Here is a 24247-nt window from a genome sequence, read left to right as displayed (position 1 = left end):
AACTGGCAGCCCGCAGTACCGAAAAGGCCCGTAGCTGCGTCCTCCTGGAACTCCTTTGGTTGCTTTTAGTGGCCTTGCTGCCGGGCCCGGCGGCCCACGCGCAGGCCATGGCGGCCGCCGACGTGCCGCCGCTAGCCTTCGGGGCGATGTTTCAGCAGTACCCGCAGGCCCGGCAAGTGACGTGGCGCCGGTTTCATGACTGGTACCAGGCCAGCTACACCCAAAACCAGACCCGCCGGCTGGTGAGGTTCAGCATGGAGGGCGATGTGGAAGCCACGGGTCAGGATATGGCGCTCACCGCCCTGTCACTCTCTATAAAGCACACCCTGACTACGTACTACCCCACCCGCGCGTTCTGCCGCGCTATTGAGGTAACCAATGCCCGCACCGGGGGCCTCACCTACGAAATGGCCACCTGCGAAACTGCCCTCAGCCGCACCATCACGCTCACGGCCAACGGCCGGAAAATACCCCGCCCCCAGTAGCTATAGTGCCCCTTTTCATGAAGCGTTTTCTCGTGCGCTGGCGCGCCGCCGGCTGGGGCCTGCGGCTAAGCCGGGTACTGTAGCGGCCGGCCGGAGCCGAGTAGCGCCTCCTGGTGGGGCAACCTGACAAAGGTCAAGCAATAAGGCGATAATCGTCAGGACACTGCCAGCATGCGGGGCGGAAGTTTGTGGCCGGTTCACATCTTCCGTTTTTTCCTTTTCCCACGCCCATGCAAACCCTGGAAACCTTCGCCCCACCGACCGCTACCGAGCACCTGTCGGATGCCGACATTACGGCCGCCATCGAGCTGTTTTTTCTTACCAAAAAGGGGGTGCCCGCGCACCTGATTGACGTGGCCACCCACGAGGGCATTGTGAAGCTGACCGGCATCACCGACAACCTGCTGGCCAGCGAGCGGGCCGAGGAAATTGTCCTGGCCGTGCGCGGCGTGCGGGGGGTAGTCAACGAGTTACTCATCAGCACGCCCGATGTACCCAACGACGAGCTATACCACGCCGTGACCCAAGCCCTGAGCGCCGACCCCGCCACTACCGATTACAACGTGGCCTGCACCGTAGCCGACGGCGTGGTGGCACCCACCGGCGTGGTGCAGTCGTGGGCCGAGCAGCAGTTGGTGCTGCGCGTACTGCGGGGCGTGCACGGCGTGCGCCGCCTCGTCACCGACGAGTTGACTATTCGCTGGGGCGAAATCCAGAACTCGGATGCCGAAATCAGTATCCAAATCCGCGAGCTGCTGGCCTGGGATATTCGGGTGAATAGCGCCCTGGTCGAAGTGCGCACCAACGACCGGGTAGTACACCTGAGCGGCACCGTGGGCACCGCCGCCGAGCGGGCGCAGGTGGTAGCCGTGGCCTACCAGGCCGGGGCCAGCCGTGTCGATGCTCTGGACCTATTTGTGGCCTATTGGGCACTGAGTGCCGATATGCGGCGCGAAAAGTTCGCCCAGCGCAGCAATGAAGACATTGCCCAGGCCGTGCTCGCTACCTTCCGCTACGACCCGCGCGTGCTCTCGTATCAGCCAATAGTAGCGGTCCACAATGCCGTGGTGACGCTGACCGGCGAGGTGAGCAGCCTGCGTGCCAAGCAAAGCGCCGAGTACGACGCCCGCCACGTGGTGGGCGTCTGGAACGTGCATAATCTGCTGAAGGTGCGCACCCACTGGTTCACGCCCGATGTGGTGGTGCACCAGTCCATTCTGGATGCGCTGGCCCGTGACCCCTACGTGAGCTTTTTTGACTTTAACCTGCGCGTGACCAACGGCAAGGTGCACCTTTACGGGCAGGTCAACAGCCACTTCGAGCAGGCCCAGGCCTCAGAGGTCGTCGCTGGCGTGAACGGCGTGGCCGAGGTCGAGAACAACGTGCGCGTACTGGGCAGCACCGGCTTTGCCGGCTCGCCCGCCGCCTGGTATCCCGGCGCACTGCGGCCCGCCGCCCATCCGAATTCGGATTTTGCGCTGGCCGAGCGCATCCGCACGCTGTACTTCTGGTCGGCCAGCCTGCACAACCAGGCCATCGAAGTGCTGGTCGAAAACGGCCGCGCCACCCTCACCGGTACCGTCGATACCTGGCTCGACCGCGAGCAGGCGGCCTACGATGCCCACGAGGCCGGCGCGCAGGACGTGGACAACTGCCTGCTGATTGCTGCCTCCAAACTGCTTTAAACCAAGGCTATGCGCTCGCTCCCCCGCCCCGGCTCCATCGGCCCATCGCACACGGCGAGCTACTACGAGGCGGGCGCCGTGAGCCCGGCCACCCTGCGCATTACTCGGGAAGCCGACGCCACCATGACGCCCGATGGCTGGGAAGCGGACTATTCCGCACCGGACTTTGTGGACGAGACCCCAGTAGTTAGTCCGGTTTTTCCCCTCGCTGGGACGTTGCCCACCGAATAGGCTACGCTGAGCGCAACCCCCTGTTTTACTACTAGTTGTTATGAACTCCTCCATTCTCCTGCTGGCGAATCTGCCCGAGGCGGCGGCCCACACGGCACGGTACGCCGCTGCCTTAGGCCGCCCACTGGGCCTACGCCTGGTCCTGCTGCATTGCTACCTCTACCCGGTGCTGAGCGAGCCCGAACTGCTGACGGCGGCCACGGAAGAACTGGACCTCAACGAGGCCGAAACCATGACGGCGCTGCGGGCCCTGGCCCGCAGCCTGCCGGAGACAACTGAGGTGCTGGAAGCCAGCGGCATTGTGCTGGATGACGTGGCGGCGGCCATCCGCCGCTACCAGCCGCTACTGCTGGCCATGGGCCTAGGCCCCGACCAAGGCCTGCTCGATGAGCTGCTGCGTAGCCAGGTGCTGCCCGTGCTGCGGGATACGCACCGGCCGGTGCTGCTGGTACCCGCTGCTGCCACCGCCGCCGGTCCGCCGCGCCGCGTACTGGTGGCCGTCGACGGGGAGCCATTTACGCCCAACGCGGCGGGCCTGGCCGTGGCGCCGCTGCTGGCTTCCTGGGCGGCGGCTTACACGGTGGCCCACATTCTGCCTGGCCCCGGCGAGGCGGCGCGGTCGAGCCACCTGGCGCTAGCCGACGTGCAGGCCAGTGGCCTGCTACCGCCCGAGGCGCCGCTCCGGCTCTGTCAGGAAATCTATTCGTCGCCGGTGGCTGGCATTTTGCAGGCCCTGGCCGAGACCCAAGCCGATTTGCTGGTGCTCATCGCCCGGCCGCGCAGCTTTTTAGGCGGGTTGTTTCACCGCAGCGTCACGGCCGCCGTGCTGCGCCACTGCCAGGTGCCGGTGCTATTGGTGCCGGAGGTGGAATAGGGGGTAGGGCTCTGCTACCTGCTTAACTACCAATACATTCACCTCCCAATCCGCAAAGCTGCTTCAGGCCCTGGTTTCCAGCAATGGAAGCCGGGGCCTTTTTATTGGGCTTGTCCCCGGCTTCATTGGCAGCCTGACAAAAATCAGTTAATCAGAAAATTATCGTCAGGATATGGAAATGACCCGGCGCGGACCTTTATGCCCGGCTTTCTTCCCACCCCTAGCCGGACCGGGCGGCGTTGCCACGCGCTTTCGGGGCAAAAAACACATATTTTATGGATAAGGACTTGCAAGGAAAAACCGCCCTGGTTACCGGGGCCGCTTCGGGTATAGGCCGGGCCGTGGCGCTGCTCTACGGGCAGCACGGGGCCAAAGTCATGGTGTCGGACATCGACGAAGCGCAGGGCCAGCAGGTGGTGGCCAAGCTAACGGCCGCCGGGGCCGAGGCCCAGTTCTACAAGGCCGACGTGGGCGACCCCGCCCAGTGCCGCCAGCTGGTGCAAGCCACCGTGGCCGCCTTCGGCACCCTCGACGTGGCCTGCAACAACGCCGGCATCACCGGCGAGCTGAGCCTGACGGCCGACTACTCGCTCGAAGGCTGGCAAAAGATTATCAATGTGAACCTGAACAGCGTTTTCTTCTGCCTCAAATACGAGCTGGAAGTGATGCTGAAGCAGGGCGCTGGCTCGATTATCAACATGTCGTCCATCCTGGGGCAGGTGGGCACGCCCACGCTGGCGGGCTACGTCACGGCCAAGCACGGCGTCATCGGCCTCACCCAAACAGCCGCCCAGGAATACGCCGCCCAGGGCATCCGCATCAACGCGGTGGGGCCGGGCTACATCGATACGCCGCTGCTGGGCGCGTTTTCGGCCGAAACCAAGGCTGGGCTGGTGGCGCTACACCCCATTGGCCGCTTAGGCAAGTCGGAGGAAGTGGCCGAGCTGGTCATCTGGCTCAGTTCTGAAAAAGCCTCCTTCGTGACCGGGGCCTACTACCCCGTCGATGGCGGCTACCTGGCCAAATAAGCACCCCCATCCATTCTCAGCCCTTCCCTCTGATGAAAAAATCCGAATCCCAGTTGCAGGCGGCTCTGGCCGAAAGTATGCAAGCCAACCTGACCGGCCTCAGTGAAAAGCACGCCAAAAAGCTGCAAAAAACCGTGGCCAACGCCGCCAAAAAACTCGCTCGGAAGTTCGCTAAGCTGCTGGCCAAAGAGCACAAAGCCGGTAAAGCAACCGCTGCCAAAGCCGTTCAGCCCGTGCTCCGCAAAGCCGCTGCCCGCCGCGTAGGCAAGCACGCGCCCCGGCTGGCCACCCACAAAAAAGCGGAGGCCGTCAGCCGCTAGCCCGCGCGCTTTCCAATGACGGAACCTTCGCCCCCGGCCCGTGCGCTCCCCATCACCACGCTGTTTGTGGACATCGGGGGCGTGCTGCTCAGCAACGGCTGGGGCCTGGCCTCGCGCCAGTTGGCGGCCACTACTTTCGGCCTGGACGGTGCGGAAGTGGAACGGCGGCACCAGTTGGTTTTCAGCACCTACGAGCTGGGCCACCTCAGCCTGGCCGACTACCTGCGGCAGGTAGTATTCTACCGGTCCCGGTCGTTTAGCGCGGCGGCATTTCAGGAGTTTATGTTTGCCCAATCGCAGCCCTACCCCCCGATGTTGGCGCTGGTGCGGCAATTAAAGGCAAACTACCATCTCAAGATAGCCGTGGTCAGCAACGAGGCCCGCGAGTTGAATGCCCACCGGATTCACACGTTCGGGCTGGCCGACTTCGTGGATTTTTTCGTGTCCTCCTGCTTCGTCCACCTCAGCAAGCCCGACGTAGCCATCTTCCGCCTGGCGCTCGACCTGGCCCAAACGCCGGCCAAGCAAGTGCTGTACTTGGAAGACCAGCCGCTATTCGTAGGCGTGGCGGCTGGCCTGGGCATCCAGGGCATTTGCCACGAAAGCTACGCCTCGACCTGCGCCCAATTAGCCGCTTTTGGCTTGTCCGTTTAATCTTCCCTACCCCCGTATGCCCGCCGTAGTTGACCTTATTCTAGTCCTCAACGGCGGCTCGTCCAGCATCAAGTTTGCGGTGTACGGGCCGGGCGACGCGCCGACGCGCCAACTGCACGGCCACCTCGACCGCATTGGCCAGCCCGGCACCCGGCTCACGTTCAGCGAGGCGGCGGATACCAGCCCCACCACGTGCCCAGCCACCGCCGCCGACCCGGTGGCGGCGGCTAGCTTCCTAGTGGACTGGCTGGCCCGGCACGCGGTTTTTGCCCGCGTGGCGGCCGTGGGGCACCGGGTGGTGTATGGTGGTCCGACGCACCAGGCCCCCGAACTCATTACGCCGGCCTTGCTGACTGACTTGCAGCAGCTGACCGCCTACGACCCCGACCACCTGCCCGGCGAGCTAGCGCTTATGCTGGCCCTGCACGAGCGTTACCCCCAGCTACGGCAGGTGGCGTGCTTCGACACCGCCTTCCACCAGCATATGCCCCGCGTGGCGCAGCAGCTGCCGTTGCCTCGCCGCTTTGAAGCGCGGGGGCTGCGTCGCTATGGCTTCCACGGGCTTTCCTATGCCTACCTGCTCGAAGAGCTGGCCCGGCAGGCGGGGCCGGCGGCGTCACGGGGCAAGGTTATCCTGGCGCACCTGGGCAGTGGGGCCAGCCTGGCGGCCGTGCTGGATGGCCAGAGCCAGGACACGAGCATGGGCTTCACGCCCGCCGCCGGCCTGGTGATGGGCACCCGCCCTGGTGACCTTGACCCCGGCGTGGCCGCCTACCTTCTGCAAGTCGAGCAGCTTACGGCCAAGGAGTTCAACCACCTCATCAACCACGAATCGGGTTTGCTGGGCGTATCCGAAACCAGCGCTGACATGCAGGATTTGCTGGCCGCCCAGGCCACCGACGCACGGGCGGCCGAAGCCGTGGCACTCTTCTGCTACCAGGCCCGCAAGTGGGTCGGAGCCTATGCAGCCGTGCTCGGCGGATTGGATACACTGGTGTTTTCGGGCGGCATCGGCGCGCACGCGGCTGAGGTGCGCGCCCGCATCTGCGCCGGGCTGGCGTTTTTGGGCCTCGAACTCGACGCGGCGTACAATGCGACGCACGCGAGCGTGATTTCCAGTGCGGCCAGTCGGGTAGTGGTGCGCGTGATTCCGACCGACGAGGAGCGCCTGATTGCGCAGCTCGTGGCCGGGTACCTCACCCCCTAACTAGTAAATACTAAAATTCAGTACTTTATGGCTCCTGTTAGTTCACAAACGGCCCTGGTCACCGGGGCCACCGGCGGCATCGGCTACGAGCTGGCCAAGCTCTTCGCCCGCGATGGCATCAACCTGGTGCTGGTGGCCCGTCGCCAGGCGCAGCTCGATGAAATCAAAGCGGACTTCGAACGCCAGTACGGCATCCGGGTCACCTGCCTGGCGGCCGACCTGGGCGAAGCCGGCCAGGCGGCCGCCGTGTATCAGCAGTGCCAGGCCCAGGGCATCGCGCTGGATTACCTGGTCAATAACGCCGGTTTCGGCTCCTACAAAGACGTAGTGCAGGAAGACCTGGCGGCCTACGAAAGTATGCTGACCCTCAACGTGCTGGCTGTCACTCTACTTTCGGCCCTGGCGGCCCAGGATATGGTGCGCCGCCGGGCGGGCCGCATCCTGAACGTAGGCTCGACCTCCGCCTTTCAGCCGGTGCCGCACATGGCGGTCTACGGCGCGTCGAAGAGCTACGTGATGCACTTCACCGAGGCCCTGCACGCCGAACTGCAAGGCACCGGGGTGACGGCCACGGTGCTGAGCCCCGGCGTCACGGCCACCGGGTTCGTGGCGCGGGCGGGCATGGGCCAGTGGTCCCAGGCGCAGGGCAAGCTGCTGAGTGCCGCTACCGTAGCGAAATTAGGCTACCAGGCCATGCAGCAGGGCAAGCTAAACGTGGTAACGGGCTGGAAAAACAAGCTGCTTGCCCTGGGCATCAGCTTGGTGCCGTTTCGCGGGCTGAAACTGGCCATGTCAAGTCGCTTCATGCAAGAAAGCCACTAGTGCCCCCGCCAGCCTTAGCTGCCCCTTGCCGCAAGAATAAGAACCAGCATTTATACTTCAAAACCACCAAATTAAATGGAAGCTACCACCCTCACGCCCCCCATTGCCCGCCCCGCTACGAAGCCACTCGCGCCCGAAGTGGTGCAGCGCCTCGATGCCTACTGGCGGGCGGCCAACTACCTCTCGGTGGGCCAGATATACTTGTGCGACAACCCTTTGCTACGCGAGCCGCTCCAATTGGGGCACATCAAGAAGATGCTGCTGGGGCACTGGGGCACCACGCCGGGCCAGAACTTCATCTACACTCACCTCAACTGCATCATCAAGCGGCGCGATTTGAACATGATTTACCTCTCCGGGCCGGGGCACGGCGGGCCGGCGGTGGTGGCGGGCACCTACCTAGAGGGCACGTACAGCGAGGTGTACCCGGATATTAGCCAGGACGAAATCGGCCTGAAACGGCTGTTTACGCAGTTTTCGTACCCCGGCGGGATTTCCAGCCATGCCTCGCCCCAAACGCCGGGCTCCATCCACGAGGGCGGCGAATTGGGCTACTCGCTCAGCCACGCTTTTGGGGCGGTGTTCGATAACCCGGAGCTGATTGTGGCCTGCGTAATTGGCGACGGCGAGGCCGAAACCGGGCCCCTGGCCACCGCCTGGCACTCCAACAAGTTCCTCAACCCGGCCACCGACGGCGCGGTGCTGCCCATTCTGCACCTCAACGGCTACAAGATTTCCAACCCCACAGTGCTGGCCCGCATCACCCATGAGGAGCTGGACCAATTATTACGCGGCTACGGCTGGACGCCCTACTACGTGGAAGGCCACGAGCCGGAGCTGATGCACCAGGCCATGGCGGCGACACTGGAAGAGGTGGTCTGCGACATCCACCAGATTCAGCAGCAGGCCCGCGAGCACGGCGACCTCACCCGGCCGCGCTGGCCGCTGATTGTGCTGCGCTCGCCCAAGGGATGGACGGGCCCGAAAGAGGTTGATGGCCGGCCCAATGAGGGTACCTTCCGCGCCCACCAGGTGCCGCTGGCCGTGTCGGCCAGCGCGCCGCCCGAGCACCTGGCGCAGCTAGAAGCCTGGCTCAGAAGCTACAAGCCCGAAGAATTGTTTGATGAAGCCGGCCGCCTGCGCCCCGAGCTGGCCGAGCTGGCCCCGCACGGCGACCATCGCATGGGGGCCAATCCCAACGCCAACGGTGGCCTGCTGCTCCACGATTTGCACCTGCCCGACTACTGCGACTACGCCGTGGCTGTGCCCGCGCCGGGGGCCGTGGAGGCCAGTGATACGGGTACGGTAGGCAAGTTTCTGCGCGACGTGCTCAAGCTGAACGCCGCTCCGCGCAACTTCCGCATCTTCGGCCCCGACGAAACGCTGTCGAACAAGCTCGACGCCGTGTTTGAGGTGACCAACCGGCAGTGGGACGCGGCCGTGGAAGCCAACGACGAGTTTCTGGCCCTCGCCGGCGGGGTGATGGAAATGCTGAGCGAGCACCAGTGCGAAGGTTGGCTCGAAGGATATCTGCTGACCGGCCGCCACGGCTTGTTCAACAGCTACGAGGCGTTCGTGCACATCGTGGACTCGATGTTCAATCAGCACGCCAAGTGGCTGAAAATGACGCTTGAAATCCCCTGGCGGCGCAACATTGCCTCGCTGAATTACCTGCTGACTTCCACCGTATGGCGGCAGGACCACAACGGCTTCACGCACCAGGACCCCGGCTTTATCGACCACGTTATCAACAAGAAAGCCAGCATCGTGCGCGTGTATTTGCCGCCCGATGCCAACTGCCTGCTCTCGGTGATGGACCACTGCCTGCGCAGCCGCCACTACGTGAACGTCATCGTGGCCGGCAAACACCCCGCCCCGCAGTGGCTGAGTATGGACGCCGCCCGCACGCACTGCGCCGAAGGCATCGGCCTCTGGCCCTGGGCCAGCACCGACGCCGGCCAAGAGCCCGACGCCGTGCTCGCCTGCTGCGGCGACGTGCCCACGCTGGAAATCCTGGCCGCCGCCAGCATCCTGCGCGAGCACCTGCCCGAGTTAAAAATCCGGGTCGTGAACGTAGTCGATTTATTGAAGCTGGAGCGCCACACTGAGCACCCCCACGGCCTGCCCGACGCCGACTACGATGCCCTGTTTACCCGCGACAAGCCGGTGATTTTTGCCTTTCACGGCTACCCCTGGCTGGTGCACCGCCTCACCTACAACCGCGCCAACAACCAGCACATGCACGTGCGCGGCTACAAAGAGGAAGGCACCATCACCACGGCCTTCGACATGACGGTGCTCAACGACATGGACCGCTTTCACCTGGCCATGGATGTGCTCGACCGCGTGCCCCAGCTCGGCAACAAAGGCGCGTACCTCAAACAGCATCTCAAGGATAAGCTGGTGGAGCACCGCCAGTACATCACCACCCACGGCGAGGACATGCCCGAGGTGCGCAACTGGCAGTGGAAAGCATAACACCATGAATATAAATTCCTTAATCGCCACCGCCCAGGCGCTGGTAGCCCCCGGCAAGGGCCTGCTGGCGATGGACGAAAGCACCGGCACCTGCAACGCCCGCTTCGCCGCTCTCGGCATTCCCGAAACGGTGGAAGCCCGCCGCGCCTACCGCGAACTGTTGGTGACCACGCCGGGGTTGGGCGAGGGCATCAGCGGGGCCATTCTATTTGACGAAACCATCCGGCAGCGCACGGCGGTGGGCGTTCCCTTCGTGGAAATCTTGCAGCAGGCGGGCATCATGCCGGGCATCAAGGTGGATGTGGGCGCGCACGAGTTGGCCGGCTTTCCGGGCGAGCAGGTGACCGAAGGGCTCGACGACCTACGCGCCCGCCTGGCCGAATATGCCGGGCTAGGTGCCCGATTCGCCAAGTGGCGGGCGGTGCTGGCCATCGGCACCGACCGGCCCAGCCGGGCCTGCATAGAAGCTAATGCCCACGCGCTGGCCCGCTACGCCGCCCTGTGCCAGGCGGCTGGCCTGGTGCCCATCGTGGAGCCCGAAGTGCTGCTCACCGGCCCGCACTCGCTGGCCCAGTGCGCGGCCGTGACGGAGGACGTGCTGCACGAAGTATTTGCGCAGCTGCGCACCCAGGGCGTGGCCCTGGAAGGGATGCTTCTGAAGCCCAGCATGGTACTGGCCGGGAACGAGTGTCCCAAGCAGCCTACCACCTCGCACGTCGCCGACGCGACCCTGGCCTCTCTATTGCGCACGGTGCCGGCGGCCGTGCCGGGCGTGGCGTTTTTGTCGGGTGGGCAGTCGCCCGAGCAGGCCACGCGCCACCTGGCGGCCATGCACGAACGCCGTGGGCGGCTGCCGTGGGCGCTCACGTTTTCCTTTGGCCGGGCGCTGCACCAGCCGGCGCTGGAGGCCTGGGGCAGCCAGCCCGCCAACGTGGCCGCTGCCCAGCAAGCGCTGCTGAGCCGGGTGGCAAGCAACCGGGCGGCGGTGGGGGTAGGGGAGGCCGCAGCAGCCCACGCATGAGCAACGCCCGGAAGCTGTTGCTAATCAAACTCCTGCACACGGCAATCTGGGCCTTTTTTGTCACCGCCATTTTTTACATCCTGTACAGCGGCCTGGCCGACCGGCTAACCACCTATACCTGGGTCGCCATCGGCCTGGTAGTGGGGGAGGGCCTCGTGCTGGCGCGCTTCGACCGGCACTGCCCTTTGACGGTGCTGGCCCGGCAGTACTCCGATTCCAGGAAAGACAACTTCGATATTTTTCTGCCCAATGGCCTGGCGCGGCATAACAAACTGATTTTCACCTGGCTCTACGCCGTGGGCATTGGGCTGGTGGCCTACCGCCTGGCCACGTAAGCGGCGCTCGCCACCGACCCGCGCACGGGATAACTGCGCTTTTTTCTACCTCCTATTCTCGGCTCATCATGGAAATTACCAAAGGGAATGCCCAAACCGACCACGTGTTACGCGCGGCGTTGGCAGGCGCGGCCCCCGTGCCGATGGACCACAGCAAAATGGCCGGGCACGACCACGGGGCCATGATTACCGACTTCCTGCGCCGGTTCTGGGTGTGCCTGGCCCTGTTGGTGCCCCTCGTGGCCGGGTCGATGATGTTCCAGAATCTGGTGGGCTACCACTTCACTTCCCTCTACAGCACGCCGGTGCTGCTGGGGCTGGCGACAGTCATTTATGGCTACGGTGGCTGGCCGTTTCTCAGCGGCACGGCGGGGGAACTGCGCAGCCAGCAGCCGGGCATGATGACGCTGGTAACCGTGGCCATCAGCGTCGCCTACGGCTACAGTGTGGCCGTGGCCATGGGCTGGCTGCGGGGCATGGACCTGTTTCTGGAGCTGGCCACTCTCATTGATATTATGCTGCTGGGCCACTACCTGGAAATGAAATCGGTGGCCGGGGCCTCGCGCGCGCTGGAGCTGCTGGTGCAGCTGCTGCCTGCTGAGGCCCACAAAAATGATGGCGATAAAATCAGTGATGTAAAAGTCATGAGCCTGGCGGTCGGCGACGTAGTCTTGGTGCGGCCGGGCGAGCGGATTCCCACCGATGGCGAAGTGACTGAAGGCAGCAGTGCAGTCAACGAAAGTATGCTGACGGGCGAAAGCGTGCCGGTGCAAAAGTCGGCGGGCGGCAAGGTCATCGCCGGAGCGGTCAACGGCGAGGGCGCGCTCAGCGTCCGGGTCACGCACCAGGGCGCGGACAGCTACTTAAGCAAGGTGGTCAAGATGGTGGGTGAGGCCCAGGACACCAAGTCGCAAACCCAGACTCTGGCCGACCGCGCCGCCGGCTGGCTCACGGCCGTGTCGCTAGTGGGGGGCCTGGGCACGCTGGCCGTATGGCTGTGGTTGGGCAAGGGTGCGGCGTTTGCCATCGAGCGCATGATCACGGTGATGGTCACGGCCTGCCCCCACGCGCTGGGGGTAGCCATTCCGCTGGTGGTGGCCATTTCCACGGCCATTTCGGCTCGCAAGGGCCTGCTGATTTGCAACCGCACGGCCTTCGAGGAAGCTCGTAAAATCACGACCATGGTGTTCGACAAAACCGGCACGCTGACGGAAGGCGCGTTCGGCGTGACCCGCGTGCAGGTGCTGGCCCCAGGCCTCGACGAGGCCGGTCTGCTAGGCACGGCGGCCGCCCTGGAGCGGCAGTCGCAGCACCCCATTGCCCAGGGCATCGTGCGCGAAGCCCATAAGCGCGGCCTTTCCCTACCCCCAGTGCAGGACTTCAAGTCATTGACCGGCCAGGGGGTAGCTGCCGCGGTAGCTAGCCAGGCGGTGGTAGTAGCAAGCCCCGGCTACCTCCAGGAACAACACACTGCCCTACCCCCGGATGCCAGAGGCAACGCGGCCGAAACGGTGGTATTCGTGCTGCTCGATGGGAAGCTGGCCGGCTACGTAGCCCTGTCCGACCGCCTCCGCGCTGACTCGAAAGAGGCCGTGCAGCGCCTCAAGACCCAGGGCATCAAGGTGTAGCTACCGGCGACAACCAGCAAGTGGCCGATGCGGTGGCGAAAGAACTAGGCCTCGACGGGGCATACGCCCAGGTGCTGCCCGACCAGAAAGTGAAAATTATCCAGGACTTGCAGGCTCAGGGCCAGTTTGTAGCCATGACCGGCGATGGGGTGAACGACGCCCCGGCCCTGGCGCAGGCCAACGTAGGCGTCGCCGTGGGCTCGGGCACCGACATCGCGGCCGAAACCGCCGACATCATCCTCGTCAACAGCCGACCCACCGACATCACCAACCTCGTGGAGTTCGGCAAAGCCACTTATAGTAAGATGCGCCAGAACCTGTGGTGGGCCACGGGCTACAACGTCATCGCCCTGCCGCTGGCCGCCGGGGTGCTTTACCCGCACTTCGTGCTGAGCCCGGCCCTGGGCGCGGTGCTCATGAGCGCCAGCACCGTCATCGTGGCCCTGAACGCGCAGCTCTTGCGCCGGTCGCTGAAGTAACGAGCTATACGCCGAGCAACAAATCCAGTTGGGGCTGGCATTACCACTCGGTACGAAGCTAGCGCTGCTCGGGCGTGAGCCGAAGCAGGTGCTCCGGGTCTTGGGCCACTTGCTGGAGCAGCAGGCTGGGCGTCACCCCCGCAAACTGCCGGAAGTCCTTCGCCAGGTGCTGGTAGTCGCTGTAGCCGTGGTGCAGGGCCAGGCTCAGCCAGTCGATGGCCGAGTCGCTTTCCTTGTGCTTAATGGCCATCCAGAAGCGGCAGATGCGGGCAAAATATTTGGGCGTGACGCCCACCTGCTGCTCGAAGCGCCGCTCGAAAGCCCGCGGACTCAGGCAGGCCGTTGCGGCCAGCTGGCTAAGCTCAAAGCTGCCCGGCTGGGCCAGCAGCCGTTGCCCGATGTGGTCGAGCGGATGGTCTTCGCGCACCAGCTGCCGGGCCTTCTGCCAGAAAAACTGGTCCAGGATGCGCGGCAATTCGGCGTAGCTGGCGGTGTTAGCCAACTGTTCGGTCAGGGAGCGTATTTCACTGCCCCACACCGCCTCGGCGTCAATGGCCTGGTGCAGCAGCTCTGGCATCGGAATGCGCAGAAATTTGAACAAGGCCCCCGGCTGAAACCAGGCGTGCAGCAGCATAAAATCGTCGGGCACGCGGAAATTCTGCCGGTAGTCGGGCAGGCCAAAAATAGCGGCGCGGGCGCAGGTTTCCGTGGTGCCCAGCTCGGGGCATTCGGTTTGGAGGCGGCCGCGCAGAAAGAAAGAAAAACCTTCTTCGGGGCAGGCCGGATACGATTTGACGGGAATGGGCGCGTGCCGGTCGAACGTGAAATGAAACAGCTGGTACTGGCGAATGTAGGGCCGCAGGGCGGGGGCGGGCTGAATGAATTGGTAAATCATACGACGCAGGAGCAGATGGTTATCCGGCCGGGGCGACTACCAAGTTAATGGCGGCCCCACGATTTTCATGCCGTGGCTGACAAACAGGCCCGCCATCTGGTCCAGCGAGGGCTGGCCGATGGACTTCACCTTGCCCAGCGCCCGAAAAAAGTCCTCCATCTGGCTCGCCGGCGTGAAGAAAAACAGGTACTTGCTCTTGTCCGAAACTTGGGCCGGCGCGTGGGGCACGTTGCGCGGGATGAAGATGGTATCGCCCGCCGTGAGGCGGTGGCGCAAGTCGCCAACCTGAAACAAATGCTCACCTTCGATCACGATGAACACCTCGTCCTGGTCTGGATGGATGTGCAGCGGCGGCCCGCCTTTGTCGAAGCCCGTGTACTCGCCGATGGTCAGGGCCCCGTCGGTGTCCGAGGTCGATACTTTAAAATCGACCGGGCTCAGCCCCCCGAGGCGGATGTGCTCGTGGAATCGGCTGGCCCCGGCTTTCACCACGAAGCCCTGGGTGGTGCGGCGCAGGGGCCGGGCCTGCGCATTCAGGGCGAGGCTAGGTGTATGGTCCCGGAGGATAATGGTTTAGCTTTAGGGTCTGCTTTCAAAGCGTGTTTATGGGCAAAATACCACATGGCTGCGCCCGCACAACGCCGGCAACTCGGCTGCTTATCCAGCAAAGTACAGAAAGCTTACAAACGCTAGCTACACGCTTTGGCCTCGACCCCAAAACGGTGGCCAAGTGGCGTAGCCGGACGACGACGGAAGAGGCTGTGCGGGGGCCTAAACCCGCCTCCACCGTGCTCACGCCCGCCGAAGAAGCAGCCATCGTTCTATTTCGCCAACAGACGCTCTTGCCCCTGGATGATTGCCTCTATGCCCTACCAGAGGCCATTCCTGCGCTGAGTCGCTCGTCCCTGCACCGCTGTTTTCAACGGCACGGCATCAGCCGCTTGCCGCTGGACGAAGCGGGGACGCCAGGCAAAAAAGCGCTGTTCAAGGACTAGCCGCTGGGCTGTCTGCACCTGGATTGTGCCGAGGTCCAGACCGAAGAAGGCAAGCTTTATTTGTTTGTCGCCATTGACCGCACCGCTAAGTTGGCCTTTGCGGAGCTGCACCCGCAGGCCACGCAGGCGATTGCCGTCGACTTTCTACGGCAGGTCTTAACGCGGATTCCCTACCAGGTGCACAAGCTGCTAACCGACAATGGGGTTCAGTTCCGCCACTTACCTCATCACCTCCATGCAGGTCGCCATCCCGTCGGGCAGCTCTGTGACGCGTGGGGCATCGAGCAGCGCTTTACCAAACCAGCCCACCCCTGGACCAACGGCCAAGTGGAACGGATGAATCGCACCCTCAAAGAGGCCACCATTAAGCGCTTCCATTACGAAACAACTGCCCAGCTCAACACCCACTTGCAGGCCTTTTTACAAGCGTATAATTTTGCCAAACGCCTCAAGCGCCTGAAAGGGCTGACACCCTACGAATTTATATGCGCCGAATGGCGAAAAAATCCTACGCTCTTTCACCGAGACCCGGCCGACCTTACTCCGGGACCATACAGCTAGTACTAGCCAGCAAGCTAGCGGAAAGGAACTTACGGCGCTGCATAGAAAGTTGCCTAAAGGGTTAAAGAAGATGATGCTACAAACCTAGCGGGAGGCCACCGCCCGCTACTGGTATAAAATCGTCATTCTTGCTTTAGTGCGCTGGTGCGCAATCGCTGGTTCGCTCTAAAGCGAAGGTGCCCAGCCGCTGTAACAGCGGCTGGGCACCGGCGGCAAATGGCTGGTGGCGCGGCAAGCCGCTCCCTACAGGGCGTTCAACAGCTTCACAATTTGGCGCTTGCGCTTGGCTTGCAGGCGGCTCACTAGCTCGTGGCCTTTGCCTTCTACGTAGGTCAGGTCCTCGTCCGTGAGCTGGATGTAGGCTTGTTGCAGCTTGCCCTTGAGCTGGTTCCAGTCGCCGCGCAGGCGCAGGCGGTGGTCGACGCGCAGGTTGCGGAATTTGCGGCGGCGCTCGATGCCTTTCTGCGAGTACAGCAGGATTCCGGCGAGGGCTCCTACGCCAGCTCCGGCTAGGGTGGTGAGCAATACTTTACCAGTCTTGTTTTTGGGCGTGTCTTTGGTCATGGAGAGCAAGCTAAAAAGTGGGGAAGAGGCCGCCGGCCGGCTTTGGCGCTGAGCGGTTGAGGTTAACAAATGTTCCCTCACCGCTCACCGTGCTAGGACGTGTTCTCAATTTAGCCAGAGGATAATGGCGCGTAGTTGGACGAACGCAGCGTACGAATCGGCCAGTTTATCGTAGCGGGTGGCGATGCGTCGAAACTGTTTGAGGCGGTTGATGAGCCGCTCGACTTGGTTTCGGTCACGATAAGTGAGCGGGTCGAGGCGGGGCGGCTGCAAGCGGTTGGGTCGGGGCGGAATCACGGCCACCGCACCGGTTTCGGCTATTTGGGCCCGCAAGGCATCCGAATCGTAGGCCGTGTCGGCCAGCACCTGCCGGGCCGGGGCCAACAACGGGGCGAGCAGCTCGGCCGCCTGCGGGGCATCGCCGGCCTGGCCCGCCGTCAGGGCAAAGGCCAACAGGCCGCCGGCCCCGTCCCCGGCCACGTGCAGCTTGGTGGAAAAGCCGCCCCGGCTACGCCCGAGCGCCTGCGGGCCTTTTTTTACGGGCGCCGGCCGCGTGCTGGTGGGCCCGCACGGTGGTCGAATCGAGTTGCACCTGCCGCTGCCGCGGACTGGGCACCGCTTGGCCGGCGGCTTGCCGCGTGGCCAGGACCTGGGCCCACACGCCCCGGGTGCGCCAGCGGCTGAAGCGCACGAACACCCGGTGCCACTGCCCCAGGTGCGGCGGCAGGTCCCGCCAGGGCAGGCCCGTGCGGCCCACCCACAGCACGGCCTCGACAAAGCCCCGGTTGTCTTTGGCGACTACCCCGCGCCGGCCCGCCCGGCCGGGCAGCAAGGGCGCAAGCAGCGCCCAATGAACATCAGTGAGCAACGTGCGGTCGGCGTTCATCTTGAAAATAAGCCCAATACGCTTTTGGCCTCCCCCACGTTCTTGAGAACACGCCCTAGTCTGACAATAGTCAGTACAACCAATGATTTTCGTCATGGGTCGAATAGGGTACTTACCGGAACATTGCAGGATACTTGCTTTGCCAAAGCACTTGTAATCAACGGTATTATTTTAAAAAGGACGGGTTCTTGTTCCGCGTTCTGCGGTTTCCTACGGCGACAACTAGTCACTTTCACTTTTCATGGAGTATTACCTGGCGTCCGTTGCGGAAGTAGCCCACGTGCTGCGCACCACGCCGGCCGGTCTTGACGCCGCCACGGCCCGCCAGCGCCTAGCCGAATACGGCCCCAACCAACTGCCCGACCCCCAGCAAAAAGCCTGGTGGCAGCTGCTGCGCCAGTTCACCGACGTGATGATACTGGTATTACTGGCGGCGGCGGGCATCGCGGCCGTAGTGGGCGATGCCCAATCGACTTACGTCATTCTGGCCATCGTGGGGCTCAATGCCCTCATGGGCTTCGGGCAGGAATACCGGGCCGGCAAGGCCATGAGCGCCTTGCAACAGCTGGCGGTGCAGCCCGCCCAGGTGCTGCGAGGGGGCCAGCCCCGGACCGTGAACGCCACCGACCTAGTGCCCGGCGACACAGTGCTCCTCGAAGCCGGCGACGTCATTTCAGCCGACGTGCGCTTTCTCGAAGTCCACGCCCTCCAGGTCGATGAGTCGTCGCTCACCGGCGAGTCGGCCAACGTGGCGAAAAACACCGCCCCGCTGCCCGCCGGGGAGTACCCGCTCGGCGACCGCCTCAACCTCAGCTATAAGGGTACGTCCGTCACCAACGGCCGGGCCACCGCCTACGTAGTGGCCACCGGGCCCCAGACCGAGCTGGGTAAAATTGCCGCCCTCCTCCAAACCGCCGAAACACTGACGCCGCTGCAACAGCGGCTGGCCACGCTCAGCAAGGCGCTGTCGGCGGCGATACTCGTCATTTGCGTGCTATTTTTCGGCACGGGCTGGCTGCGAGGCGAGCCGCTGCTGCCCTGGCTGCTGGTGTCCGTTTCGCTGGCGGTGGCCGCCATTCCCGAGGCCCTGCCCGCGCTGGTCAGCATCACACTGGCGCTGGGAGCCCGGTGGCTAAGCCAAAACCACGCCCTGGTGCGCAAGCTGCCCGCCGTTGAAACGCTGGGCTCGGTCACCTACATCTGCACCGACAAAACGGGAACGCTGACGCTCAATAAGATGACCACGCAGCAAGTGTACGCTAACCCGGCGTTTACCTTACCCGCCCTGGGCGACGCCGACGCGCTGCTGACCGCCATGGCCCTTAATACCGACGCCAGCCACGGCCCCGATGACCAGTGGCTGGGCGACTCGACCGAAGTAGCCCTAGCCCGCTACGCCGCAGAAAAAGCCTACCCTCGCCCGGTCCTCGAAGCCCGGTTTCCGCGCCTGGCCGAACTGCCCTTCGACGCCGAACGCAAGTGCATGACTACCCTGCACCAAACCCCGCAGGGCATCCTCGTGCTCACCAAAGGCGCGCCCGGCGTGCTCTTTGCGCAGCTCGCCGCCGACCAGAAAGGCCAGCTGCCCGACCTCGAACAGCACGCCAATGCCCAGGCCGCGCTGGGCTTCCGCGTGCTGGCGTATGCTGCTAAGCTGCTGCCCGCCCTGCCCACGCAGCTCGACGCGGCCAGGCTCGAAACCGGCCTGGCTTGCATTGGCCTGGCTAGCCTTATCGACCCGCCCCGCCCCGAGGCCACTCAGGCGGTGGCCGAGTGCCGGGCCGCCGGCATTATTCCCGTGATGATAACCGGCGACCACGCCCTGACCGCCCAGGCCGTGGCCCGACAGCTGGGCATTCTGGCGGCGGCCGACGAGCTGGTGCTAACTGGTCCCGAGCTAGCCAAGCTCACCGAACCTGCTTTCGGGGCCTTGGTGGAAAAGGTGCGGGTGTACGCCCGCATGGACCCGGCCCAGAAGGTGCGCATCGTCCGCGCCCTGCAAGCCCGGCACCAGTGCGTGGCCATGACGGGCGACGGCGTGAACGACGCTCCGGCCCTGAAGCAGGCCGATATCGGCATCGCGATGGGCCGCAGCGGTACGGAGGTGGCCAAAGAAGCTGCCGATATGCTACTGCTCGACGACGACTTTGCCACCATTGTGCAAGCCGTGCAGCGAGGCCGCCGGGTGTACGACAACATCCTGAAATTCATTCGCTACATCCTCTCCGGGAGCGTGGGCGAAATCGGGGCCGTCTTCCTGGCCCCGTATCTGGGGTTGCCCCTGCCGGTGCTGGCCATCCAGATTCTGTGGATTAACCTCGTGACGGACGGCCTGAGCCTGGCGCTGGCCTACGAGCCGGCCGAAGCCAATAGTATGCGCCGCCCACCCCTCAACCCCCAGCAATCCATCTTCGCCGCTGGCCTGGGCTGGTTTATTCTGGGAGCAGGCCTGCTGCTTGGCAGCCTCACCTTAGGCCTGCAAGCCTGGGCCATGCGTAGCGGCCTGGCGCACTGGCAATCCATGGTTTTTACCATGCTGCTCTTCAGCCAGCTGGGCCTGGGGTTGGCCGTTCGCTCGCGCTGGGTTTCGCTGTTTAGCCTCGGGCTGCTGTCCAACAAGCCGTTGTTGGGAGCCTTGCTGCTCAGCGTGGGTCTCCAATTGCTGCTGCTCTACGTGCCCTTTTTCAACCATTTATTCCACACCCAGCCCCTTTCGTGGGGCGAAATGGGCATTACCGTGGCCGTGTCGAGCCTAGTGTTCTGGGCAGTAGAAGGCCAGAAACTCTTCAGCCGCTGGCGGGCCGTCCCGCTGCCGGTGCCCGCGTTGCAGTTCATGCCCGCCGCGCTGGCCTCAACTTAGCTGTTTTTTGGTGCTCACTCCCCATATTTTACTTGATTAATTATGCCGCTCAACCTCGTTGTCCTCACCGATTTCTCGCCCGCCGGGGCGCGGGCCTGCGCCTATGCCGCCGCGCTGGCCGCCCCGCTGGGGGCCGCCCTGCACCTGGTGCATGTGTTTTCGCCGGTGCCTATGACCCTGCACCTGGAAGAAGAAGTGCGCCCCATTATTACCCGTCATATCCAGGAAGCCGACCGCCTGCTCCGGCTAACGGTTCAGGCGCTGCCCATGCCGGCCACGGCCGAGGTTGTCGAGGCCGACTGGGAGGGGGCCGTGGCGCAGGTACTGGCGCACTACCAGCCTTTGCTGCTGCTGGCCGGCCTCAACGCCACCGATGGCTCCCTGGCAGAATGGCTGAGTAACGGCCCGCTCCCCCTGGCCCACCTCACGGGCTACCCCCTGCTGCTGGTACCCGAATACCTGCCCATCGCGCAGCTGCGCCCGCCCACCCAGCTGGTGCTGGCGGTGGAAGACCACCCCTTCCGACTCACGCCCCAAGGGCAGGCGCTGGCCCCGGTGCTGGCGAAGCTGCACTGCGCCGTGGTGCCCGTTACCGTGCTGCCCCCCGACCGCGCCCACAAGGGCGGCGCCGGCCTGCGGGCGGTGCAGCACTCTGGCCTGGCTAACAACCTGCTTTACTGTGAGCTGCACCGGGTGCTGGACAACCGGCCCGCCTCGGGCATCTGGCAGGCCACCGATGAGCTGGAAGCCGACATGGTGGCCCTGCTCGACCAGGGCCACGGCTGGGTCCACAAGCTGTTCAGCGGCAGCGTCATTGCCGACGTGCTGCGCTACTCGCAGATACCCGTGCTTTTGCTGCCACTGGCGGCTGATTAACGGGTTTATTCCGCTGCTAAATACGCGTGAGCCACACCACTAAAACGACTGCCAGAATACCGCCCAAACCACCCTCTTTTCCTCTCTCGCTATGTCCCTCACGTTCGTAATTTTCGCCAGCTTTTACCCCGAAGCTCGCCACGCGGTGGCCTACGCCGATGCGCTGGCCTACGCCGTGGGCGGACGGCTGGTGCTACTGCACATCAACCGCGCCTCGCTGTTTGACCCCTACGACCTGATAGCCGAGGGCTACCACCGCCAGGAGCTGAGCCGCCAATCTGACACGGCGACGCTGCTGGGCCAGCTGGCGGCCGGCCTGCACGCCCCCGCTACCGTGGAAGTCGCCACCGACCTGCTGCCCAGCGTAGCCTACGACCTGGTGGCGCGGTACCGCCCGGTGCTGTTCGTGCTCGGCCAGCCCGACCCTTCCCACTCCGCCCCCGCTAGCCTGGCCGAGGCGTGCGCCGAGCTGCTGCGTACCGGGGGCTACCCGCTGCTGGTGCTACCCCCGGCCAGCCCCACCGAGGCCGGGCAGCTGCCGCGCCGCATTCTACTAGCGGCCGACCGGGAAGAATTTGCGCTAACGCCGGCAGCCCAGGCGCTGGGGCCTCTGCTGACGCTACCCGGTACGCAGCACTTCGTGTCCCACATATCTAGTGGAGGAGAAGACGACGAAGGCTGTGCGCTGGCCATGCGCGCCGTGCAGGCCAGCGGCCTACTGACCGGGGCTGCCGCGCCCGAGTTGCGCGGCTACGAAAACCACAACTACGGCGCGGGCCTGCTAGCTGCCGTGGCCGACACTCAGGCCGACTTGGTAATAGTCATTGCCCGGCCGCGCAGCTACCTCGGCGACCTGTTTCACCACAGCGTAACAGCCCGCTTGTTGGACCATTGCCCCGTGCCGATACTCGTGTTGCCCACCGTCACCGAAGCGCCCGCTACCGACCCGACCGGCCGCACTGCCACCGCCGCCCAATACGCCAGCTTGGTGCTCAATGGGTTGAGTCCGGCTTCTTGAAGGAACCAGGCTTTTTGCTACCCTTCCATTTGCTCCCTTGCCTTTCCCCCTTTGGTCATGAAAAAGAAGCCTGCCCCCCTTGCCACCCCACCCGCTACCCCTGAGCTGGCTACCAAAGCCCACGAGGGCACGCCCGAGTACGGCGACTACGGCCACCCGCCCACCGCCCCCACGCCGCCCGCGCCCGACCACCGCGCCGACGGCGGCGATATCTACGACCTGAGCCACGAGCAAACCGCGCTGTAAGCCACCCCCTGAAAATGAACCGTCGCCACTTTTTACCAGTAGCCGCTACGGCAGCTGCTGGCACCGGCCTGCTGGGCTATTACGCCTGGGACCAGGCCGCCGCCCGCACGGCCCAGCGTCAGGCAGATGCGCCCGCTAGTCCGCTCTCCTCGGCCCAGCTGCCCGCCGATGCGCGCCGGATGTTATACCTGGCTTCGCTGGCGCCTAGCGGCCACAACACCCAGCCCTGGACGGTGCGCCTGCTGGGCCCCTACCACTGGATTATCGGCAACGACCCGCGCGGCTGGCTACCCGTGGTAGATTCTACTCAGCGCGAAACCATGCTCTCGCTGGGCGCTTTTGCTCAAAGCCTGGAATATGCCGCCGCCCACTTTGGCTACCAGTGCCGCTGGCAGATACTCGCCACCACCTGCCAGTCCCCTGAGGTGCTGGACGTCGTACTCGAACGCCGGCCCGGCCCGGCCTACCCCGACCTCACGGCGCTGCTGGGCCGGCGCACCCTGCGCACGGGTTTTTCGTCGGTACCCATCCGGCCCGCCGATGTGCAGCAGCTGACCAGCGAGGAAGCCGCGCACTGCCACTTCCTACCCCCTGCCTCCGAGCCGGGCACTTACCTCACGGCTGCCACGCTGGCCGCCAACCGGGACCAGACTGCCCATGACCCCGCCCAGCATGAACTGGCCCACTGGATGCGCTGGGGCAGCGCGGCCGTGCAGCGCCACCGCGACGGGCTCACCGCCAGCGGCATGGGCATCACAGGGCCGGCCGGCTGGCTGGTGCGGCACTTCTACGACAGCGCCCGCGTGCTCACGCCCGCTTTCCGGGCGCAGGGCCTGGCGATGGCGGCCGACCAACTGGCCACGCACGGCGGCTGGCTCGTGCTCACCAGCCCCGACGAGTCGGTGCCCGCGCTGCTGGAAACCGGCCGGCGCCTGGCACGCATCTGGCTGCGGGCTAGGGGGTTGAATATCGCTATTCACCCCATGACACAAGTGTTGGAGGAAGCGCCCGGCCCCGCCGGCTTGGGTCAGCGCCTGGGCTTGGGCGCGCCCGTGCAGTTCGTGCTGCGCCTGGGCTACGTCGAAAGCTACGCCGCGCCCGTGACCCCGCGCCGGCCGGTTGAGTGGTTTGTGCGGGCCTAGGGTGGGGGAGGAGTGCGGCTTGACAAACGTCATCTTTTCCAAAGATTATCGTCAGGATAAGGGCGGGAGGCACCGGTGAATTTTGCTGGCACCTTCCCGCTGGTTGCGGGCGGCGTCAAGCCCCTGAATTTCTCTTCCCTTCCAGTTAGCACCATGCAAACCCTCGAAACTTTCGAACAGACCATTGAGCACGTGGCCGATGCCGACATCACGGCCGCCATCGAGCTGTTCTTCCTGACCAAAAAAGGGGTGGCCGCGCACCTGATTGACGTGGTGACCCTCGAGGGCATCGTGCTGCTGACCGGCATTACCGATAACCTACTCTCGCGGGAGCGGGCCGAGGAAATTGCCCTGAACCTGCGCGGCGTGCGCGGGGTAGTCAATGAGCTGCTCATCAGCACGCCCGACGTGCCCGACGAGGAGCTGCAGCGTCTCGTAACGCAGGCCCTGGCCGACGACCCCGCCACCACTTACTACCCGGTGCAGGCCGCCGCCGCGGATGGGGTGCTTACCCTTACCGGCACCGTGCAAACGTGGGCCGAGAAAGAGCTGGTGCTGCGCGTGGGCCGGGGCGTGCGCGGGGTGCGCCGCCTGGTGTTCGACAACTTACTGGTGCAGTGGGGTAAAATTGAGAATTCGGACGAAGAAATCAGCACCCAAATCCGCGAGCTGCTGGCCTGGGACATTCGGGTGAACAGCGCCCTGGTCGAAGTGCGCACCACCGACCGCGTGGTGCACCTGAGCGGCACGGTGGGCACGGCGGCCGAAAAAACTCACGTAGAAGCCACGGCCTACCAGGCCGGCGCCACCCGCGTCGACGCCCGCGACTTGGAGGTAGCCTACTGGGCCCTAGGCCACGAGCTGCGGCGCGACAAGCTGGCCGCCCGCTCCGATGCCGACATTGCGCAGGCCGTGCGCGATGCCTTCCGCTACGACCCGCGGGTGCTATCATACTAG

Annotated in this window: 21 protein-coding genes and 3 pseudogenes; 20 read left to right on the top strand and 4 right to left on the bottom strand. The window is 64.5% G+C overall.

Features of this window, described 5'->3' with window-relative positions; translation table 11 throughout:
- Positions 1 to 68: 68 nt before the first annotated feature.
- From AXW84_RS11645 to AXW84_RS11585, 13 genes and pseudogenes are all read left to right on the top strand, one after another.
- On the top strand, positions 69 to 485 hold the full coding sequence (locus AXW84_RS11645) for a hypothetical protein (protein ID WP_157886964.1): 417 nt from the start codon (positions 69 to 71) through the stop codon (positions 483 to 485).
- Positions 486 to 715: 230 nt separating this feature from the next.
- Positions 716 to 2170, top strand: coding sequence for a BON domain-containing protein (locus AXW84_RS11640; protein WP_068233084.1), 1455 nt, complete (start codon positions 716 to 718; stop codon positions 2168 to 2170).
- 9 nt (positions 2171 to 2179) lie between these two features.
- Positions 2180 to 2401, top strand: coding sequence for a hypothetical protein (locus tag AXW84_RS11635; protein WP_068233081.1), 222 nt, complete (start codon positions 2180 to 2182; stop codon positions 2399 to 2401).
- Between the two features lie 40 nt (positions 2402 to 2441).
- Positions 2442 to 3275, top strand: a complete 834-nt coding sequence (locus tag AXW84_RS11630; RefSeq protein WP_068233078.1) for a universal stress protein — start codon at positions 2442 to 2444, stop codon at positions 3273 to 3275.
- Between the two features lie 275 nt (positions 3276 to 3550).
- On the top strand, positions 3551 to 4303 hold the full coding sequence (locus tag AXW84_RS11625; RefSeq protein WP_068233075.1) for an SDR family NAD(P)-dependent oxidoreductase: 753 nt from the start codon (positions 3551 to 3553) through the stop codon (positions 4301 to 4303).
- Positions 4304 to 4335: 32 nt separating this feature from the next.
- The gene (locus AXW84_RS11620; RefSeq protein WP_068233072.1) at positions 4336 to 4623 is read left to right on the top strand and encodes a hypothetical protein; all 288 of its coding nucleotides are present in this window, start codon (positions 4336 to 4338) and stop codon (positions 4621 to 4623) included.
- Positions 4624 to 4638: 15 nt separating this feature from the next.
- Entirely contained in the window at positions 4639 to 5277 is a 639-nt protein-coding gene (locus AXW84_RS11615; RefSeq protein ID WP_068233069.1) for an HAD-IA family hydrolase, read from the top strand.
- Positions 5278 to 5293: 16 nt separating this feature from the next.
- Positions 5294 to 6484, top strand: a complete 1191-nt coding sequence (locus tag AXW84_RS11610; RefSeq protein ID WP_068233065.1) for an acetate/propionate family kinase — start codon at positions 5294 to 5296, stop codon at positions 6482 to 6484.
- A 27-nt stretch (positions 6485 to 6511) separates the two neighbouring features.
- On the top strand, positions 6512 to 7306 hold the full coding sequence (locus AXW84_RS11605) for an SDR family NAD(P)-dependent oxidoreductase (protein WP_068233062.1): 795 nt from the start codon (positions 6512 to 6514) through the stop codon (positions 7304 to 7306).
- A gap of 75 nt (positions 7307 to 7381) precedes the next feature.
- Entirely contained in the window at positions 7382 to 9784 is a 2403-nt protein-coding gene (locus AXW84_RS11600) for a phosphoketolase family protein (RefSeq protein ID WP_068233059.1), read from the top strand.
- 4 nt (positions 9785 to 9788) lie between these two features.
- A complete protein-coding gene (locus AXW84_RS11595) occupies positions 9789 to 10805 on the top strand; it encodes a class I fructose-bisphosphate aldolase (RefSeq protein ID WP_068233056.1) in 1017 nt (338 codons plus the stop codon).
- A 17-nt stretch (positions 10806 to 10822) separates the two neighbouring features.
- A complete protein-coding gene (locus AXW84_RS11590) occupies positions 10823 to 11140 on the top strand; it encodes a hypothetical protein (protein WP_236943312.1) in 318 nt (105 codons plus the stop codon).
- 182 nt (positions 11141 to 11322) lie between these two features.
- Positions 11323 to 13247, top strand: a pseudogene (locus tag AXW84_RS11585) (heavy metal translocating P-type ATPase).
- Between the two features lie 58 nt (positions 13248 to 13305).
- Here the strand turns inward: AXW84_RS11585 and AXW84_RS11580 are convergent.
- Positions 13306 to 14142: an AraC family transcriptional regulator gene (locus AXW84_RS11580; protein ID WP_068233050.1), complete on the bottom strand. Its 837-nt coding sequence runs from the start codon at positions 14140 to 14142 to the stop codon at positions 13306 to 13308.
- A 36-nt stretch (positions 14143 to 14178) separates the two neighbouring features.
- A complete protein-coding gene (locus tag AXW84_RS11575) occupies positions 14179 to 14631 on the bottom strand; it encodes a cupin domain-containing protein (protein ID WP_204248446.1) in 453 nt (150 codons plus the stop codon).
- Between the two features lie 116 nt (positions 14632 to 14747).
- Between AXW84_RS11575 and AXW84_RS11570 the strand changes: the two are divergent.
- Positions 14748 to 15698 (top strand): annotated as a pseudogene (locus AXW84_RS11570) (IS481 family transposase).
- Positions 15699 to 15941: 243 nt separating this feature from the next.
- On the opposite strand, the gene AXW84_RS25855 reads toward AXW84_RS11570, so the two are convergent.
- Together AXW84_RS25855 and AXW84_RS23990 are read right to left on the bottom strand one after the other, a co-directional pair.
- Complete coding sequence (locus tag AXW84_RS25855) at positions 15942 to 16262, bottom strand: CsbD family protein (RefSeq protein ID WP_068233044.1); 321 nt, start codon at positions 16260 to 16262, stop codon at positions 15942 to 15944.
- Between the two features lie 105 nt (positions 16263 to 16367).
- A pseudogene (locus AXW84_RS23990) lies at positions 16368 to 17148 on the bottom strand (IS5 family transposase).
- Between the two features lie 241 nt (positions 17149 to 17389).
- Here AXW84_RS23990 and AXW84_RS11550 point away from each other — a divergent pair.
- The 6 genes from AXW84_RS11550 (at position 17390) to AXW84_RS11525 (ending at position 24247) form a co-directional block, all read left to right on the top strand.
- Positions 17390 to 20008 (top strand): cation-translocating P-type ATPase, encoded by a 2619-nt coding sequence (locus AXW84_RS11550; protein ID WP_068233035.1) that lies wholly within the window; start codon positions 17390 to 17392, stop codon positions 20006 to 20008.
- A 42-nt stretch (positions 20009 to 20050) separates the two neighbouring features.
- Complete coding sequence (locus AXW84_RS11545) at positions 20051 to 20884, top strand: universal stress protein (RefSeq protein WP_068233032.1); 834 nt, start codon at positions 20051 to 20053, stop codon at positions 20882 to 20884.
- Positions 20885 to 20975: 91 nt separating this feature from the next.
- Positions 20976 to 21902 (top strand): universal stress protein, encoded by a 927-nt coding sequence (locus tag AXW84_RS11540; protein ID WP_068233030.1) that lies wholly within the window; start codon positions 20976 to 20978, stop codon positions 21900 to 21902.
- 57 nt (positions 21903 to 21959) lie between these two features.
- On the top strand, positions 21960 to 22148 hold the full coding sequence (locus tag AXW84_RS24875) for a hypothetical protein (RefSeq protein ID WP_068233027.1): 189 nt from the start codon (positions 21960 to 21962) through the stop codon (positions 22146 to 22148).
- A gap of 14 nt (positions 22149 to 22162) precedes the next feature.
- Positions 22163 to 23290 carry an Acg family FMN-binding oxidoreductase gene (locus tag AXW84_RS11530; RefSeq protein WP_068233024.1) on the top strand — a complete coding sequence of 376 codons (1128 nt, stop codon included), beginning with the start codon at positions 22163 to 22165 and terminating at the stop codon, positions 23288 to 23290.
- Between the two features lie 153 nt (positions 23291 to 23443).
- The gene (locus AXW84_RS11525; RefSeq protein WP_068233021.1) at positions 23444 to 24247 is read left to right on the top strand and encodes a BON domain-containing protein; all 804 of its coding nucleotides are present in this window, start codon (positions 23444 to 23446) and stop codon (positions 24245 to 24247) included.

Origin of the sequence: Hymenobacter sp. PAMC 26628 (assembly GCF_001562275.1) — a bacterium.
In the GTDB taxonomy this organism is placed as follows: domain Bacteria; phylum Bacteroidota; class Bacteroidia; order Cytophagales; family Hymenobacteraceae; genus Hymenobacter.
The sequence above is the reverse complement of the archived record's forward strand: the minus strand, read 5'-3'. Positions and strand labels throughout refer to the sequence as shown.